The sequence below is a fragment of the Nocardia aurea genome (assembly GCF_003123685.1).
In the GTDB taxonomy this organism is placed as follows: domain Bacteria; phylum Actinomycetota; class Actinomycetes; order Mycobacteriales; family Mycobacteriaceae; genus Nocardia; species Nocardia aurea.
On sequence record NZ_QCYJ01000021.1, the window covers coordinates 1 to 17418 of the forward strand.

At 68.6% G+C, this 17418-nt stretch carries 9 protein-coding genes; 2 read left to right on the forward strand and 7 right to left on the reverse strand.

Annotated features, from left to right (window positions below; translation table 11 throughout):
• The first annotated feature begins 699 nt into the window (after positions 1-699).
• Positions 700-1284 (forward strand): hypothetical protein, encoded by a 585-nt coding sequence (locus DAT37_RS07670; RefSeq protein ID WP_109524021.1) that lies wholly within the window; start codon positions 700-702, stop codon positions 1282-1284.
• Here DAT37_RS07670 and DAT37_RS07675 read toward each other — a convergent pair.
• The 5 genes from DAT37_RS07675 to DAT37_RS07695 form a co-directional block, all read right to left on the reverse strand.
• Positions 1274-2341 carry an outer membrane protein assembly factor BamB family protein gene (locus DAT37_RS07675; RefSeq protein ID WP_232839579.1) on the reverse strand — a complete coding sequence of 356 codons (1068 nt, stop codon included), beginning with the start codon at positions 2339-2341 and terminating at the stop codon, positions 1274-1276. The two genes, DAT37_RS07670 and DAT37_RS07675, sit on opposite strands and share 11 nt — an antisense overlap.
• A 302-nt stretch (positions 2342-2643) precedes the next feature.
• Positions 2644-3969: a hypothetical protein gene (locus tag DAT37_RS07680; RefSeq protein WP_109524451.1), complete on the reverse strand. Its 1326-nt coding sequence runs from the start codon at positions 3967-3969 to the stop codon at positions 2644-2646.
• A gap of 437 nt (positions 3970-4406) precedes the next feature.
• Entirely contained in the window at positions 4407-5804 is a 1398-nt protein-coding gene (locus DAT37_RS07685; RefSeq protein ID WP_109524023.1) for an aminotransferase class I/II-fold pyridoxal phosphate-dependent enzyme, read from the reverse strand.
• Positions 5801-12121: a type I polyketide synthase gene (locus DAT37_RS07690; RefSeq protein WP_109524024.1), complete on the reverse strand. Its 6321-nt coding sequence runs from the start codon at positions 12119-12121 to the stop codon at positions 5801-5803. The genes DAT37_RS07685 and DAT37_RS07690 overlap by 4 nt, the downstream gene beginning before the upstream one ends.
• Before the next feature lie 26 nt (positions 12122-12147).
• Positions 12148-12786: a GNAT family N-acetyltransferase gene (locus DAT37_RS07695; protein WP_157978351.1), complete on the reverse strand. Its 639-nt coding sequence runs from the start codon at positions 12784-12786 to the stop codon at positions 12148-12150.
• A gap of 241 nt (positions 12787-13027) precedes the next feature.
• Between DAT37_RS07695 and DAT37_RS07700 the strand changes: the two genes are divergently transcribed.
• Positions 13028-14563: a cytochrome P450 gene (locus DAT37_RS07700; RefSeq protein WP_109524026.1), complete on the forward strand. Its 1536-nt coding sequence runs from the start codon at positions 13028-13030 to the stop codon at positions 14561-14563.
• A 764-nt stretch (positions 14564-15327) separates the two neighbouring features.
• Here the strand turns inward: DAT37_RS07700 and DAT37_RS43940 are convergent.
• On the reverse strand, positions 15328-15834 hold the full coding sequence (locus tag DAT37_RS43940; RefSeq protein WP_157978352.1) for a GNAT family N-acetyltransferase: 507 nt from the start codon (positions 15832-15834) through the stop codon (positions 15328-15330).
• Between the two features lies 1 nt (position 15835).
• Complete coding sequence (locus DAT37_RS07715; RefSeq protein WP_157978353.1) at positions 15836-17284, reverse strand: SidA/IucD/PvdA family monooxygenase; 1449 nt, start codon at positions 17282-17284, stop codon at positions 15836-15838.
• Positions 17285-17418: the final 134 nt, after the last annotated feature.

The window sequence follows — 17418 nt, forward strand, 5'->3', positions numbered from 1 at the left end:
TGGCCGTCCTGCGCGCAGGGAGACATCCAGGACCGATCACCGTCACCGTCACCGCCGAGCAGTGCCGACCCCAGCACCTGCATCTCACCGCACAATCCGTCACCGGTACCACCTCCGACTTCACCCATTCCTGAAACCGGACAGCGGGCGCACCGCGACCGCCGTCCATCCGCAGCGCGAAGGTCGCGGCTCGTCACGGCCGGTGTTCGGGCAATGGGACCGGCTGTGTCATCCACACCGCGGTAACCGTGTGCCCGTCCGGGATATCGGTCCCCTCCGCATTCCGGTCGGACCGAGATCGCTTGCGCGATGCGCCCGGCACCGATCGCGGCGACATGCTCATCGACGTGCCGACATGCCAGCCGCTCGCGACTACCCCTGTCGCCGTTCAGAACACGGTGCCCGATTCGCTCGGCCGTTGCTCGGGTCGTCACCGTCAACGCGATCGCCCGCCCGCCGGCCCATCGGCACCCTCGATGATCTGATGAGCGAGAAGAGCGCCCGCGGGCTGGCCACGTACCAGGTCGGTGTGGGCTGGACGCTCGGAACTGATGACCGTCGTAGTAGTCTCTTTCAGGTTTCGACTGATTCGGTGCTTCCACACGTGAAAAGCCCAGGGTAGCGACAGCCGTCCGCGGCGGAGTCGACGGCGCGGCCGGCGTCGGGCACGGCGCCGTCACCTGGTGTTACGGTGAGTTCGTGTTCGACTTTGCCCGCCTCGACGCGGCGGTCCTCCTTACGCTCCGCGTCTGTATCGCGGAACTTCGTGACGCGGACGACTCGCTCGCGATGGTGGCCTGCGGCATGGTCGAAGACCTCACCGGGTTCTTTGTTGCCGGAGCCGGTGCGACTTGGGTAGCCGGGCTCGAGGGGGCGAATGCGGGTAAGGCGGAGTTGGTCTGGAGTCCATCGGAGTGGCCGCTGTTCGCCAAAGATCCGGACGACACCGCGCCAGGTCGCGTAACGCGCGCGATCTGGGCGCTCTCCGGCACTCATACGATCATCGATGGGACCGGGCAAGAGCTGGAGGCGGACGCCTACGCCGCCCTCCGGCGGCAATACGAGAACCGGATCGTGCGCGCGATTCAGCAGATGCAGGCGGGCGGCGAACTTCGCGATGCCGCGGGGAATGACGTGTGGATCTGGCTGCACTCTGCGGACGACGCTGATCCCGAACTCGACGAGCGCAGCTTTGCCGCTCTGCAGGTCATCGAACTCGCCCGCGATTTCGATGACCGTTTCGGCGCCGGGGGCGATCGGCTGCTCGCGCGTATCAGTGTCTGAGGGGCCGGAGTCCGATTATTGTTTGGGCGCTGGCGTAAGTGTAGTGGCCCTCACCGTGTGCGGCGAGTTGGCCGAATCCGGTGAGAGCCTCGGTGTCGGTGTTCACGGCGAGGAATGGAATGTCCCAGGAGAGGGCGCCGGTTCTGGGGTCGATTGCCCAGAGTCCGGTGTAATCGGAGAGGACTATGGTGTGGCCGTCCCAGCCCAGGATCGTGCCGAAGCGGGTGGTGTCGGTCCGCCATAGCCGGTGTCCGGTGCGTAGGTCGAGGCCGGTTGTGTTGTGCGCGTCGGTGTCTTGCAGGAGGGCGACGTCGCCGAAGATCGCCGCTGCGGTGCCGGTCGTGGCGTCGGTTTCCCGAGGTGCGGAAATCAGGCCGGAGTAGGTCCAGAGGAGGCTGCCGGTGCGGCGGTCATAGCCGCTGTCGCCGAGCAGGACGGGGACGGTGTCGTCGGTGGGGAGGTCGATCGAAAGTGTCTGGGCGACTCCGCTATTGGATGTGGCAATGGTGCGGCCGGTGCGGTCGAGGAGGTCGCTGCCGGTGACTTCGTCGCCGCCGCATCCTGTTCGGGCGCGCACGAGCAATGCGCCGCTGGTTGCGTCGGCATCGGTGCATCGGTCCCGAGTGGTGGTCCAGGTCGGCTTCCCGCTGGCGAGGTCGAACCCGGCGATATCCGCGCCGAGGGTGAAGACGCCCTGGCCGTGGGATACGTCCAAGGCGTCGAAGAGCGGGTCTTCCCACAACGCACCCATGTCGAATGCCCGAGACCAGTACGCATCCGGGTCGGCGAGGGTGCCGGCGTGGACGCGCACGTCGTCGGACTCGATGTCGCCCTCGGCGACGTACACGCGATCATCGAGTGTCGCGATGGCGAAGGGAAACCACGTCGTCGGTGTGCGGGTGGCATCTCCGGTGGTGAGGTCGTAGCCGACGATTACTCGGTCATAGCCGAAACATACGACCTGGCCATCGACAGGGGTGGATCCGCAACCGGTCAGGTCCGCGGCGGGGGTCTGCCAGCGCTTCGCGCCGGTGCCGGCATCGATGCCGACCAGCACCGGATCTCGCAGGTACCCGTCGTCCGGCACACCGAGCACCGTCACAATTGTGTTGCCACCGTCGACGAATCCTGTTCCGACGGTATCGAATTCGGTGCCCGCTCGCGGATCGCGAAACTCCGCGCCTGCTCGTCCGAACCCGGCGGCGCTTGTCGACCACGCGAGGCCGGGAGCGGAGTCCACGGTACCGGTGATCTTGCGCGTGGTGTCCTCGGGTTGTGAATGGACCACCACCGCACCGGCAGTGGTGACTACGGCCGCCGCGGCGGCGAGCACGAGGTTGCGCAGCCCGGGAATCGTTCTCATCGCGACACCTCCAGTCCCGGATTCGAGGCGATCGCCTCGAGTAGCTCGAACGGCAACGGCTCGGCGGGACCATCGCCGGAGGTGACCTGGATCCGGGTCCCGGACGGGTGGGTGACGGTCACCGCGCGGGTCGTTTGCGTGGAGGGTGACGGCTCCGTCGCTGTGATTCGCGATTCGCGCGTCTCGACCACCGTCCCGTCCGGCAGTCGACGGGACGTCGCGCCGTCATCCGACGAAAGCTCTTGCGGGAGAGGCTGCCCGGTCGTGATCGCCACGCTCAACCGCGACTGACGGCCAGGTGTGGTTACCCGAACTACCTGGCATACCCCACCGCTGCTTGCTGGTAGCAGCGCCCCCAGCGGCGGGTCGAGGGTCGAGCCGTCGAGTGGGATCTGCGCGAGGACCGCGTCCCATCGACGAGCCTGGGCCTGATCGATCGCGGGGGAGGACTCCGCCCAGATATCGCAGGGCTGCGGTGGGTTCGGCGTTCCGGGCGGAACCGGTGCGGTGACGCGGATTCCGGGGACGGTGACGAGCGCGACGAGATCATCGATGGTCAGCGGGAAGGTTCCGGTATAGCCGCTTCCGTCCGCGGCGTCGTCGGTGGCGTAGGCGTGGGCGACGGAGCCGTCGGGCAGGTAAGCGGTGGCCGAGCGCGAAAGGGCGCGAACACCGTTCGTCTCGGACCAGGTGTCGTGGGTATCGACGATCGTGCCGTCGGGAAGGCGGCGTCGCTCGTCGAGATCGCCGGCGACGCACGGCGGGATCGGTCCGGTGGACTCGCGCACGGTCACCGACAGCGAGCCCGATCGGTCGCCGCGCAGCAGCGTGGCGCGTGCGTCGGTCCAACCGCCGAACCTCTTGTCCTCCGTGGGGTCGTCGATCGGCTGGAATACCAGTGACCGATCCACCGGCGCGAAGGCGATCTCGACACCAGCGGGCAGCGCCGCACGCAGCGCCTGCGTCATCGAGACGGCCTTGGGCCCGGAGAACCACGGATAGGACGGGTTGTCGTATCCGGGTTCTTCGAAGGTAACCATCGAAAACCCTTGCCCTGGCTGCGGCGGCTCCACGACATCACAACCCGGGATCTGCACCGGAAATGTCACCGGCGGAGTGACATACGAATATTCGGCCGGTTCCGGCGGCGGCTCCGTAGTGGTGGGGGTGATCGGCGCGGTCGTCAACTCCGGCTCCCGCTCGTACAGCAGCCCGGCGATCAGGTAGCCGGTCGCGACGATCGCCACACACGTCAAACCCACCGTCCAGTGCTGAACGGCGAGGGAGGGTGCGGTCGCGTCCTTGTCATCACCGTTTTCCATGTCCTGCATTGTGTCTGCCCGTTCGCGGCTGCTCATGCCCCAAGTTCTGGGTGAGCTCGGCGGCGTGCTCGAGCTTGCCCGGATCGACCCGGGATCTGAGAAACGTCGAGGTAGCCGATCAGCAGTTGTGGGAGTCGGGGTCCCGGGCGAGGTCGAATTCTCGGTCGACGAGTCGGGCAACATCGGTTCGACAACGCTCGACCCGTGCGGTTCGGCCTCGAGAGGACGTACCGAATCAGACCACACCCGCACCGGCCGGGACGTCAACGGCGAGGGCACGTTCGCCGACACGTGCAGCGGCGTGACCGAGGGATCGTCGTATCGGGCGGCACGCGCTGGACCGGCAAGGAAGTGGTCATTCCTGCCGCGGGCGACGTCAACGGGCGACACCGTCCTCACGCGCGCCGGAGGTGAAACAGGGTGCCGCCGAACGCTCGTCAGCGCCGACGGTCGGGGAGGGGACCGAGTGACGTCGCGGCCGCGAGGGTCAGATCGGGTATCTGCGCGACGATCGCGAGGACTTCAGCGAGTTCCCCGACGGTGTCGAGCAGCTGTCGCTCGGTGTGCTCGCTGGTCAGGAAAAAGCGCAACCGCTCGGTGCCCGCGGGCACCACGGGCGACAGGATCGCGCCCGCGTTGTAACCGCGCTGGAGCATGGCCGCGGCCGCGTATCCGGCGCGGATCTCGCCCGGCACGATGACCGGCACGATCGGGGTGGCCTGCGAATCGGCGAGATCCATGCCGTGTTCGCGCAGGGCGGCGGTGAACAGCGCGGCATTCGACCACAGGCGGGCCAGCCGGTCGGGTTCGTCGCGCACGACGTCCAGCGCGGTGTCGACCGCGGCGATGTTGGCGGGGGAAGGTCCCGCGGTGTAGAGCGCCAGCCCGGGGGCCGCGTATTTCAACGCGGCGATCAGCTCGGCGTCCCCCGCGACGAATCCGCCGGTACTCCCGAGCGCTTTGGACAGGCTGCCCGCCCAGATGTCGACGAGGTCGGCGGGCAGATCGAAATGCTCTCGGCTGCCGAGCCCGGTCGGTCCGGTGACGCCGATGGCATGTGCCTCGTCGACGAGTACCGCGCAGTCGTAGGTGCGTGCGACGGTGGCGATCTCGGCGATCCGCCCGAGGTCGCCGTCCATGCTGTAGTGCCCCTCGATGATCACCAGCGCGCGGTCGTACCGGTGGCGCGAGGAACGCAGCAGCGCCGCGAGCGATTCGGGATCGTTGTGCCGGAAGGCCAGCCTGCGGCATCCGGCCCACTGCGTTCCGGCGACCAGGCTGGCGTGGGCCAGCGAATCACACACCGCCGCATCGCCTTCGCCGAGCAGGAAGCCGATCACCGCGGCATTGCCGAGGAATCCGCTGGAGGACACCAGCGCCGCGCCCGCCCCGCACGCCTCGGCGAGACGGCGCTCGAGCACCCCGTACAGCGGTATCTCGCCGGTGACGATGCGGGTGGCCGAGGCGGAGGTGCCGTACCGCGTCGCGGCCTCGTCGGCGGCCCGCACGACGCGCGGGTGCCCGGCCAGCTCCAGGTAGTTGTAGGAGCTGTAGTTCACCAATTCGCGTCCGCCGGAATGGATGACGGCCCCGTTGTGCCCCTGCGGCGAGAGGAACAGCGGATGCGGAAGTCCGGTGGTGTCGACCAGGCGCTGGATCGCCGCCTGTTTCTCCAGCGCGTCCACCACGGCGGGATGGTCGGCGAACTGCCTGCCCGGACCCCGTCGCGGTGCGGGATTCGTCGGCGTCGAGGTCGAGGGCGCGCGCACCGGAGCGACGGCGCGTTCGCGCGCGCCACCGAGGATTCGCCGGGCGATATCGCGTTCGTCGCTCACGCGGCCGTCCCCCGGTCGGCCGAGCCGACGATGATCTCGGCGATTCGCGCGCCCGCCTGCGCGAGACTGAACGATCGTCCCAGCTGCATACTGTTCATCTCCACGCCGAGCGTCTTGGTCACCAGGGCGCCGAATTCCACGGCCATGAGCGAATCCAGTCCGAGTTCGGGCAGCGGCACCGTCAGGTCGATGGAATCGGACGCGACACCCATCACCTCGGCGAGTTGTTCGGCCAGCAGGTAGCCCACCACGGTGGCGCGCTGTCCTTCCTCGAGCGCGCCGATCTCCCCGCGCAGGCGGCCCGCCGCCGAATCGCCCTCGGACGCCGCGGCGATCAGCTCCGCGACCCGGGCGGTGTGGGCGAGCTGGGGTGCGGCCAGCACCACCTTGCCCCATTCCACCGGGATGATCGCGGCCTGCCGGACACCCAGTCGCAGTGCCTCACCGAGGTATTCGGTGCCCTCGTCCATATCTATCGAGTCGAAACCGGCGATCCGCAGATAGCGCTGGACGTTCTCGTCGGCGTCGACCATCCCGCCGCCCGACATCGCGCCCCAGCCGACGCACAGCACCCGGTCGCCGCCGCGGGCCCACCGGTCGGCGAACGACTGCAACGCGAGATTGGCCGCGGTGTAGGAGTATTGGCCGATTCCGCCCATGATGGCGCTGCCGGAGGAGTACAGCACGACCAGGTCCGGCCGCACGCCCTCGGCCGCCAAGGCGGCGTGCAGGGCCTGCGCGCCCACGAGTTTCGGGCGGAAGACCGCGGTCAGGCTCGCGCGGTCCATGGTGGTGATGCGCTGGTCGTCCAGCACCCCCGCGACATGGAAGACACCGCGCAGCGGGTGCGGTCCGGTATGGACGCGTGCCACCACCGCGCGCATCGCCGCGGCGTCGGTGACATCGGCCCGCTCGGCCAGCACCTCCACGCCCTCCGCGCGCCAGGTGTCCAGCTGCGCGCGGGCGATTTCGGTGGTCGGGCCGCTACGCCCGACCAGCACCAGGTGGCGCGCGCCGCGCCGCACCAGCCATCGCGCGGTGGCCAGGCCGAACGCGCCGTAGCCGCCGGTGATCAGATAGCGTCCGGCGGGTTCGACGGGTACATCGGCGGAGGGCGGGCGAACCGGCGGGGTCGCGCCGGTGAGATCGAGCGCGATGCGACCGAGCCGGGTCGAGCGCAGCGCCTCCTCGAAGGCCGCGGGGAGTTCGTCGACGCCGAATCGGTGATAGGGCAGCGGCCGGTAGGTACCGTCGGCGAGGCGCTCGTTGACCGCCTGCACCCGTGCGATGACCTCGGCGCGGCGCAACCGCAGCATGCGGTCGAGATCGAAGGAGAAATAGGCGACGTTCTTGTCGAAATTCCGCAGGTCGAGGACGCCGCCGGAATAGATGTCGGCCTTCCCGATCTCCACGATGCGCCCGAATTCCGCGACCGCCTTGAAATTCTGGTGCACGATCTCGCCGGGCGCGGTGCTGATCACGATGTCGGCCCCGTGGCCGTCGGTGAGTCCGAGCACATCGTCGACGAAATTCAGCGATCGGGAGTGCAACACCTCGTCGGCGCCCTGTGCGCGCACATGGTCGCGCCGCTCGTCGGTGCTCGCGGTCCCGATCACCCTGGCGCCGTTGCGCTTGGCCACCTGGATCGCGCACGCGCCGACCCCGCCCGCCGCGCCGTGCACCAGCACGGTCTCGCCCGCCCGCACCCGGGCGAGGTCGAGCAGCGCGTATTCGGCGGTCACCAGCGACACCGTCGAGGTGCACAATTCGGGCCTGATGGATTCGGCGGCCGGACCGATCAGTGCCCGGCTCGCGATATGGAAACGCTCGATCATGCCCGGGGAGGCGAGCCCGACCCGGTCACCGACCCGCACGTCGGTGACATCGGGTCCGACCCGGACCACCGTCCCCGCGCCCTCCATCCCGGGGTGGACACCGAAATGGGTTCCGGCGAGTTCGTCGGCGCCCAGCACCCCGAGCACCTTGAGGGGATCCTTGAACCCGAGACCGATGGCGGCCATGCGCACCTCGACCTCACCGGGGCCGGGGGCGCGTCGCGTCGCCCGGCGCCAGCCCAACTGCGACAGCACGCGCGAGCGCGGGATGTCGAGGGCGAAATTCGCCTCCGGATCGGTGAGCGGTTCTGGTCGATCGCGTTCGGCCAGCCGCTCCGGTAGCGCGCGCGTCACGACGGTGGACCACCGCAGACCCTTGCGCAGCAGGACCTCGTCGGTGTCGTCGGCGCAGAACGCCCCCGGCACGGCGAGTTCGGCGAGCAGTTCCGGCTCGGAGGTCTCCGGTTCGATGTCGACGAGTCGCCAGCGCAGCGGCGGTTGCTCGTTCAGCAGTACTCGCCGTGCCCCCGCGAGCGCGGCATGGTCGGGATTCGGCGGTCGCGAATCGTCGGTGTGCGCGAAGGCGCCCTCGGTGACCAGGGTGACGTGCAGCGAACCGTCCCCGGTCAACGGCAGCGGTTCGGGATGCGACGCGTCCACGACGCGTTCGACGGTCAGCGCGAGTCTGCTCAGCAGCCACAGATCCGTCACCGGATCGGATTCCGCGCCCGCGACGACACAGACGTGCACACGCTCGACACCCTCGGTGGCCTGCGCCGCGACCAGTGTTCGCGCCAGTGTGTCCTCGAACTCGGCCTGCGGCGCCGCGGTGTCGAGCACCCGGGCGCGGGCCGTCGAGCGCGCGATCTGTGCGACGCGGCGCGGCGCGGCGCCCGCGAGCGGGACGACCACGGTGTACGCGCGGGCGGGCGACGGCAGACCGGCGAGCTCGACCGGGTCGCGCAGCGTCCAGGTCTCCTCGTAGTACAGGCTTTCCAGCCGACGCAGCCGTCCGCCACCGAACGGGACCGCCTGGAATCTCGCGCCGACGATGTGCAGCACGAGTCGGTGATCGGAATCCAGGACGCAGACCTCGGCGCGCAGCGGTTCGGTGAGTCGGGCGACCACCACGACTCGTTCCGGTATCGGCGCGAACATGCGCACGGCCGCGGCGCCCACCGGAATGACCGCGCCCTCGACCTCGGGACCGCCCGCGTCGCCGAGCGAGACGATCTGCCAGGCGGCGTCGAGGACACACGGGTGCGCCAGATGCCCGGAATCGATGACATCGCCCGCGTCGATGGTCGCCACCACGGTGTCGCCGTCCACCCACGCCTGCCGCACCAGCCGGAACGCCGGACCGTGCGCGACACCGGTGGCGGTCAGGTCGGCGTACAGCGCCTCGGGTGGCACCGGCGTCATCGTCGCGATATCGGGGACGGCGACCGCGACCGGCGCGAACGCCCCGTCCACCAGGCGGCCGGTCGCGTGGATCGTCCACGCCGTACCGGTCGCGGCTCGGGAGCGGATACTGAACCGGCGGGTCGATTCCTCCACGCGCACCTGCATCACCGGAATATCGCCGGGTTCGATCACCAGCGGGGCGATGAACCCGATCTGTTCCACGGCGGCGACAGTGTGTTCGGCCGCCGTGCCGAATTCGACGGCGGCCGCGCTCAGCGCCGCGTCCAGATACGCCGCGCCGGGCAGGATGCGGACGCCGTCGACGAGGTGGTCATCGATCCACGGCAGGGCCTCGGCCGCGATCCGCACGGTCCACACGCGGTCCTCATCGATGTCGGGATCACCGAGCATCGTCGGCAGATCCGGTGTGCCGTACTGCTGTCGGGTGTCGGCCGGATGTTCGGCGCGCAGGCGGCGACGCTGCCACGGATAGCGGGGCAGCGGCACGTGCGGTGTCGGCTCGTCGCCGACCAGCGCGGTGATGTCGAGGACGCCCGCGGCGTACAGTCCCGCGATCGTCCGGCGGATGCTGTCGGTATCGGCGCGATCCCGGTGCAGGGTGGACACGTTCGCGCCCTTCTCACCCGAATGCAGCAGCAGTTCACGGATATTGGCGGCGAGCACCGGATGGGGACCGACCTCGAGGAAGACCCGGTGGTCCGCGGCCAGCAGAGCACGCACGGCGTCGGCGAACCGGACCGGTTCGCGCACGTTGGCACACCAGTACCGCGCGTCCCAGAGTTGCTCGCCGACGCGGGCGCCGGTCACCGTCGAGTAGAGCGGCAGTGTCGGAGGTCGCGGGGTCAGTGTCGTCAAGGCGTCGCGCAGCGGTTCGAGGATCGGCTCCATCAGCGCGCTGTGATAGGGCACCTCGACGCGCAGCCGCTTCGCGAAGATCCCGCGTTCGCAGAGGTGGGCCTCGATCTTGTCGAGCCGGTCGGCATCACCCGACAGCGTGACGGCGCCCGGACTGTTGATCGCGGCGAGATCGACTCCGTCCCCGAGCAGTTCGCCCGCCTCCTCGGCGGGCATCCCGACCGCGAGCATGCCGCCCGATCCCGCTGTCTCGGCCTGTAGGCGCGCGCGATGCCAGGCGACGGTCACCGCGTCGGTGAGCGACAGCATCCCCGTCACGTACGCGGCCGACACCTCGCCGACACTGTGGCCGACCACGGCGGCGGGGCGGATGCCACGCGCCGCGAGTGATTCGACCAGCGCGACCTGGACGAGGAAATTCGCGGGCTGGGCGACCTCGGTCGTACTCATCCGGGACTCGTGCTCGGGACGTGTCAGTTCGTCGAGCACGGACCATCCGGCGACCGCGAAGAAGGCGTCGTCGATCCGCGCGGCCGTCTCGGCGAAGACCAGGTCGGCGACGAGCAGTTCGCGGGCCATGCCCCACCACTGCGGACCCATTCCGGTGAAGACGAAAACCGTTCCGTCGACCGGATTTCCGACGGTGCGCGTCGCCGCTCTGCCCTCGCCACCGGCGTAGCCGCGGAGTTCGGCGATCAGATCGGCGGCCCCGGCGTAGGGAAAGCCGATACGGAACGGGTGGTGATGACCGCGCGTCCACGCCGCCGCCGCGACCCGATCCGGGTCGGCGCCCGCCGCCAGGAGTTCCGCGTATCCGTGCGCGACCGCTCGCACGGCATGGTCGCCGCGCGCCGAGATCGGCAGGACACCGACCTGCCGCGGCTCGGGGCGGGCGTCGGCCGCGGGCGGGCGATACTCCTGGAGGATGGCGTGGGCGTTGGTGCCGCCGTAGCCGAAACCGTTGACCGCCACCGTCATCGGGTCGTCGTCGGGGCCGAGCTCGTGCGCCTCGTGCTGGATGGCGAGGCGGAGTTCGTCCAGGCCCAGATCGGGATTCGGTTCCTCGGCCGTCCAGCCCTGCGGCGGCAGGGTGCGATGCGAGATCGCCAGCGCGGATTTGATGACGCTCGCGATACCCGCGGCGGCTTCGGTGTGCCCGAGTGTCGATTTGAGCGAACCGACGCCGAGCGGCGTCCGGCGACCCTCGACAGCGCCGTAGGCCCGCCCGATCGCGCGCAGTTCCAGTGGGTCGCCGACCGGTGTCCCGGTACCGTGCGCCTCGACGTAGTTCACCGCGTGCGGCGCCGTCCCGGCACGCGCGCAGACCGCTTTCGCCAGTGCCTCCTGGGCTTCGGCATTCGGCACGGTGATCGCGGTGGTGCGCCCGTCCTGATTCGCGCCGGTGGCCTTGACGACCGCGTAGACCCGATCTCCCGCGGCCTTCGCGTCGGCCAGCGGTTTGAGCACGACGACCCCCGCGCCCTCGCCACGTCCGTAGCCGTCGGCCTCGGCGCCGAAGGATTTGCTCCGGCCGTCCTCGGCGAGGAAACCGCCTTTGCACATCGAGACGAAGGTCCCCGGTTGCAGCATCAGGTTCACACCGCCGGCCAGTGCCGTCCGGCAGTCGCCCTCGCGCAGTGCCTGGCAGGCCAGATGGAGGGCCACCAGCGACGAGGAACAGGCGGTGTCGACGGTGATACTCGGTCCACCGAGATCGAGCGCGTAGGAGATCCGGTTGGAGAGCATGGTGTACGACGCGCCCGCCGAGGAATGCATGTCGATCCGGGTGAGCGCCTCGCCCGACATTCCGGCGGCCAGCTGGTCCAGGGTGAAGGCGCCCATGTAGACCCCGACCGGCTCCCGCGCGGTGCGCCCGGCGATCCCGGCGTCCTCCAGCGCCTCCCAGGCGACCTCGAGCACGAGTCGCTGCTGCGGGTCCATCGCGGTGGCCTCGCGGGGGGAGATGCCGAAGAAATCGGGATCGAATGCCCAGGGATCGGTCGTCAGGAATGCGGCGCGCCTGGTGTACATCCGGCCCGGCGCGCGGCGGTCGGCGTCGTAGTAGCGGCGGTGATCCCAGCGGTCGGCGGGTATCTCGGTGACGGCGTCACGCTTGCCGACGACGAAATCCCAGAACGACTCGGGGGAGTCGATGCCGCCCGCGTAGCGGCAGCCGATGCCGACGATCGCGATATCGGTCACGGAACGTACTCCTTCAGCAGGTATGACTATTCGGCGATCTCGGCCAGGCTGCTCGGCAGCCACATGATCACGTTGACCTCGGGGCCGCGTCGCCCGATCCGGATCCGGCCGATCCGCTGGGCGCCCCTGGCCCGGTAGTAGGCGACATTGCCGTCCTTGCACAGCCCGAGCAGCGGTGCGCCGACCCGCTCGATCTCGGCGATCGCGTAGGTCAGCACCGCCTCGCCCACGCCGCCGCGTTGGTGCTCGGGGTCGACGCCGAGGCTGACGCCGAAGAAATGCGGTAGCCCCTTCGCCAGCCCGGCGATCGTCGAGTCCATGGCCAGGGCGCGGGGACCGCCGGATCCCATGGCCCACACGAATTCCGGGATGGAGGCGAGGTACCGCAGCGGACCGAACCGGTAGGACGGGGTCTGCCAGAGCGCCCCGCCGACGATTCGCCCGTCGGCGATGGCGACGAGGGCGCCGCCGGAGGGGAGATACTGGTGGCGGATCATCGCCCGGGTGAGCCGGGGCTGGAGGCGACGGCGTTGTGTCTCGTCGGGAAACATGTACTCCCCGAACGGATCGTCGTCCGTGAACGCCCGATCCAGTACCGAGACCAGATCGGGAACATCTTCTTTCGTGGCCACGCGCACGGCCACATCGTCGAACTTATTGGGCACCGGCAACTTTCGTGACGGGCTGCCACCCCTGCGAGCAGCCGGTTCAGTATTGCAAACAGAAACGTACACCAATAGCGAACGTCGCGCAGCGCATGCTACCGGCCGGTAACCGGGCGCGAGCAATACCGCAAGCCGGTACTTTCGACGGGTCTTCCGGGAGGGTCCGTGCCGGGTGTTCTCGAATATTCTGCGATCGAGCCCCGCACGGGGCGAACAGATTTCGACACCGTGAGGACTGCCCATGACGCCATCGGCCACCCAGCGCGCCTCGCACGAGAACGCGGGCGAGACCACCCTGTATCCGCCGCGCTGGCAACCCGCGCCGATGCGCTGGCATCGCACCGAGGTCACCTGGGCGCAGTCCTGGCGATACGCCGCCGCTTTCGTGCCACGCTGGCGGGATCGAACCCTGATCCACTACCTGGCCACCGAACTGCCGGGAGCCGACGACGTTCTCGTCGCTCGCATACCGATGCTGCGCTACGTCGTGGTGCGCAATCCCGAACTGGCGCGCCAGATCCTGGTCTCGAATCAGGAGAACTATTGCAAGAGCGCCGAATACGACATGATGGCGGTGACCTTCGGGCAGGGTCTGGTCACCGATACGGACGAGAAGCGCTATCAGCGCAACCGCCGCGTGGTGCAGCCGCTCTTCGCGCGCGGCACCATCGAACGATTCGCCGGGCCCATCACCGAGGCCGCCGAGGCGGCCGCGACGCGCATCCTGTCTGTCGGGGCGGACGGCGCACCGCTCGACATCGGCCCCGAGATGAATCGACTCACCCTGGACATCGTGGCGCGCACCATGTTCGGCACCGACCTGTCCGGCCCGATATCCCAGATCAGGCTGACGAATCTGCTGAAATTCTTCGGTGTCGGCTTCGCCGCGAATGTCAGCAGGCCGCTGCGCGCGCTGTCCACCTTCCTGGTCAACCGCACCACACCCGAGGAGCGGCGGGCGGGCTCGCGCCTACCGATCCGCGCCATGCGATGGCTCACCTGGCTCACCGCGCCGCACGTCATGATCGAGCTGCGCCGCATCGAACGCGCCGTCGACACCCTCATCGCCGATCATCGCGCCGGGCGTATCGGCGGCTCGGACAATCTGCTCGGATTGCTCATGACCGCCCGCGATCCCGAGACCGGCCACGCCTACACCGATACCGAAATCCACGACGAACTCATGACATTCATCGGCGCGGGGATGGAAACCTCGGCGACCGCGCTGATCTGGACGTGGACCCTGCTCGCCCAGCACCCCGAGGCGCGCGACAGATTGCACGCCGAACTCGAGGAGGTGCTCGGCGGACGCACCCCGGGAGCCGCCGACGTCGACGCGCTGGTGTGGACCAGGGCGGTGCTCGCCGAATCGATGCGGCTCTATCCGCCGATCATCGGCCTGACCAGGGTCGCGACCGGGCCCGACGTGCTCGCGGGGTATCGGATCACGGCGGGCACGACCGTGGTGATCAGCCTGCACGGGGTACACCACAACGCGACGGTGTGGCACGACCCGGAGCGATTCGATCCGACCCGCCACCTGTCGGAGAACATGACCACCGAGCGCAGGCACGGATCACTGGCGTTCAGCGCGGGCAGGCGGGTGTGTATCGCCCAGAATTTCGCCGTCATGGAACTGGTGCTGTCGCTGGCCGTGCTGGCACAGCGCCTGACTCTGGATTCGGCGACGCGGGAACCGATCCGGCGGGCGCTGTCGTTCACGGGTGGACCCGAGGGGGCGGTGCCGATGCGGGTGACGCGCAGGGACCGACCGTGACAGCTCGCTCGCGCCGAGTCCGGCGTCGTGTCACAGGCCGCGCTCGGCGGACCTTCGCGATCTTCGTCCCGGCCGCATCGGCCCGGTGTTCGTAGTACGCCACATTCGTCTTCGTCCGCTCTGAGCCAGAAGGAACCCACGCGTAGTACCGGTCGACAGCGGTACCGCAATCTCCCTCCTATCTCGACGCCCGGCGGATCCGACACGTCACGCCGGTATCGCTGATCAGCTCGAGTCTCAGAGGCCATCGCATACCTGCGCGGGATTCGTCGATACCGTCGAGTGACACCATTTCAAAAGGGAGATTCATGCAATTCGAACTATCCATACTCACCGCGGCCGAATACGAATTCGTTGACGCGGCACTGGCCAGTTGGGAAGGTGTGGCGTGCCATTCGCCGTTTCCCGTGCGCGCCCTGGGTTTCTCGGACCGTGACCAATTCTGGAGCGAGATCGAAAGGCTGAGACAGCTGGCCAGCGTCGGGGCCGTGGTGACCGACCTCGAAGCTGCCAGAGTGCTCTTCCTCAGCGAGTTGGCGTTCGGGAACTCCTCGGCGCGGGAATCGAGTTTCGGTACGTCAGTCCCTTCAGTGACGAGGAAGCGCTGGCAGCTCTCCGCGCCCTGCAACGCAAGCTCTACACACATTCTGGCGCCAAAGCGCTGTTCCGACCCGAGCTGTATCCGGATCCGGAATAGGCCGGCTCGCTGCATCACCGGAGGCAGTCCCATCAGCGGTTTCGTCGACCTTCGATCACCCGCCCGATCATGCGGGTCCAACTGAAGACCAGGTGTACTCGTAGACTGGCACCTCGAATCCCGCCTCGAAGCGCGTAATCCCGGAAGCCGTTCGGCGCCCGCCACGGCGCTCGTAGAAGGCGATCGCGGCGGTGTTCTCGCGAAACACCTCCAAATAGACCGAGCGTCCGGGATACGCGTTAGCGGCCCACAGCAATCCGGCTTCGATCAGCCGCGTGCCGACGCCGACACCACGGTGCAAGGGGGCGGCGTGCAGATTGTCGATTATGACCCGTCGGTCCTCGGCCAACTGTAAGTACACGAACCCGACTAGCACGGAGTCGGCTTCGGCTATGAAGAGTCCGGGAGAAGACGCGTCAGCGAGTCGTTGCTGCCAGCGATCGAGGTGATCGCCGGGGAGAGGCCCGTCCAGATACCACGCCGGCAGGATCTCGTCGTAAGCGGAACGCCAACTGGCGGTGTGCAAAGCGGAGATCGCCGCGATATCCGCTTCGCCCCCGGAACGAATGATCATGTCAACTCTCGCTCGGCGCGAGAATCGGCGTCCAGACCGCGTGTTCATAGTGATGACGGAAGGATGCCGGCGCCTTGACCTGCGCGGGTGCGGCGGGGAACAGCTGGTCTTCGAAGAACAGGTCGCGACCGAGCGCGTCGATGAGTCGCGGGATGCTGTGGGCGAGACTCTGCGCGTCGCCGATCGGGTAGCCGAAGCTGAGATGCGCTGCCGCGGAGAACACATGGATGCGTTCGACCCATGGCGCGCGGCCGGGCTGCCGCTGCACCAGTTGGAAGCCGTCGGCGAGGTAGGGGGTCGTGGCGAGGGCATCGTCGGCGAGGTCGTCGGCGGGCTGATGGCGGTCACCCCACAGTGCGATGTCGTCGGCGATCGTGCGCAGTTCCGTGCGGGTGTGCGGGTCGTATCGGTAGCCGGTTCCGGCGATGACGAAATCGAACGAGTGTGTGCCATCGGCCGCTTCGACGATCACCCTGTCTCCCTCGGCCTGTGTCGACAGCCAGGGGGCGTCCAGGTGAACCCGGAATCCGGGGAAGGCGACCGCGCGTGCGACCGACTCCAGGGGAACGCTGCGGCCTTGGCGCCCGGCGAGGGCCTTCTGCCGCCAGCGCGCGGCATCGTCGCGGCGGTGGTAATTGTCCCTGCCTCCGCCGTTGGCGAAGGGCGGGCCGCCTTCACCCTGGATGAGCAGTTCCGGCCGACGGGTGAACAGGTGCACCTCGCCTGCTCCGGCTTCCAGGGCTGTTCCGGCGGCGTCGAAGGCCGAGGCGGCGGCGCCGAGGACGGCGATCGACTTGCCCGCCAGGGGCGTGAAGTCGATGTGGTGGCCGGTGTGGGCGAGCAGATGCGGGGGGAGTCCGTCGAGTTCGGGCGGCAGATACGGGCCGCCGGTGCCTTCGATACCGTTGGCGAGCACCAGTTTTCGAGTGGTTTCCACCACGGTCGTCTCGCCGCCGTCGGAGTTCGACACGGCGAGGGTCAATTCGAGATGGTGCGCACCGGGTCTGATGTCGATGAGGCGGGTGCGGTGACGCACCGCAACCCCGAGGTGGCGTTCGATCCAGTCGAGGTAGCGCGCCCAGTCGAGTCGGGGGATCCGCGTCAGTCTCTGATACGCGGCCTCGCCTTCGACCAGTTCGTACCAGGCCTGGAAGCTGAGTTCGGGGTAGCCGAACTCCGGTTCGGGCCAGTTCTTGGGGGTGCGCAGGTTCGTCATCCGCGCCGTGGTGGTCCACACCCCGGTCTGTCCGGGTGCGGCGGCGTCGATGACGGAGACCCGGCCGATTCCGGCCCGGCGCAACGCGAATCCGATACCGAGACCGGCCTGTCCCGCACCCACGACCACGACATCGTGATCGGCCTCGCTCGACCGCACCCAGTTCGCCGGATCGGGGCCGAAGTGGCGCAGCACGCGTGCGGCGTGGGCGTCGGCAGCTGTATTTCGTTCCACGACAGACCAACCCGTTTCATCGACCGTCGCCACCGGACATGACGGATCGAACTGCCCGCCGAGGTGGCCGTTGCAATGTAGAACCGTGACGCTCCCCGACACACGACTTACGGTCTGGACAAATTTAAAGCGAA

Excerpts from the sequence above, each read along its gene's own strand:
- DAT37_RS43940 (WP_157978352.1), bottom strand. The coding sequence starts at position 15,834 with ATGATCATTCGTTCCGGGGGCGAAGCGGATATCGCGGCGATCTCCGCT.
- DAT37_RS07700 (WP_109524026.1), top strand. The coding sequence starts at position 13,028 with ATGACGCCATCGGCCACCCAGCGCGCCTCGCACGAGAACGCGGGCGAG.
- DAT37_RS07680 (WP_109524451.1), bottom strand. The coding sequence starts at position 3,969 with ATGGAAAACGGTGATGACAAGGACGCGACCGCACCCTCCCTCGCCGTT.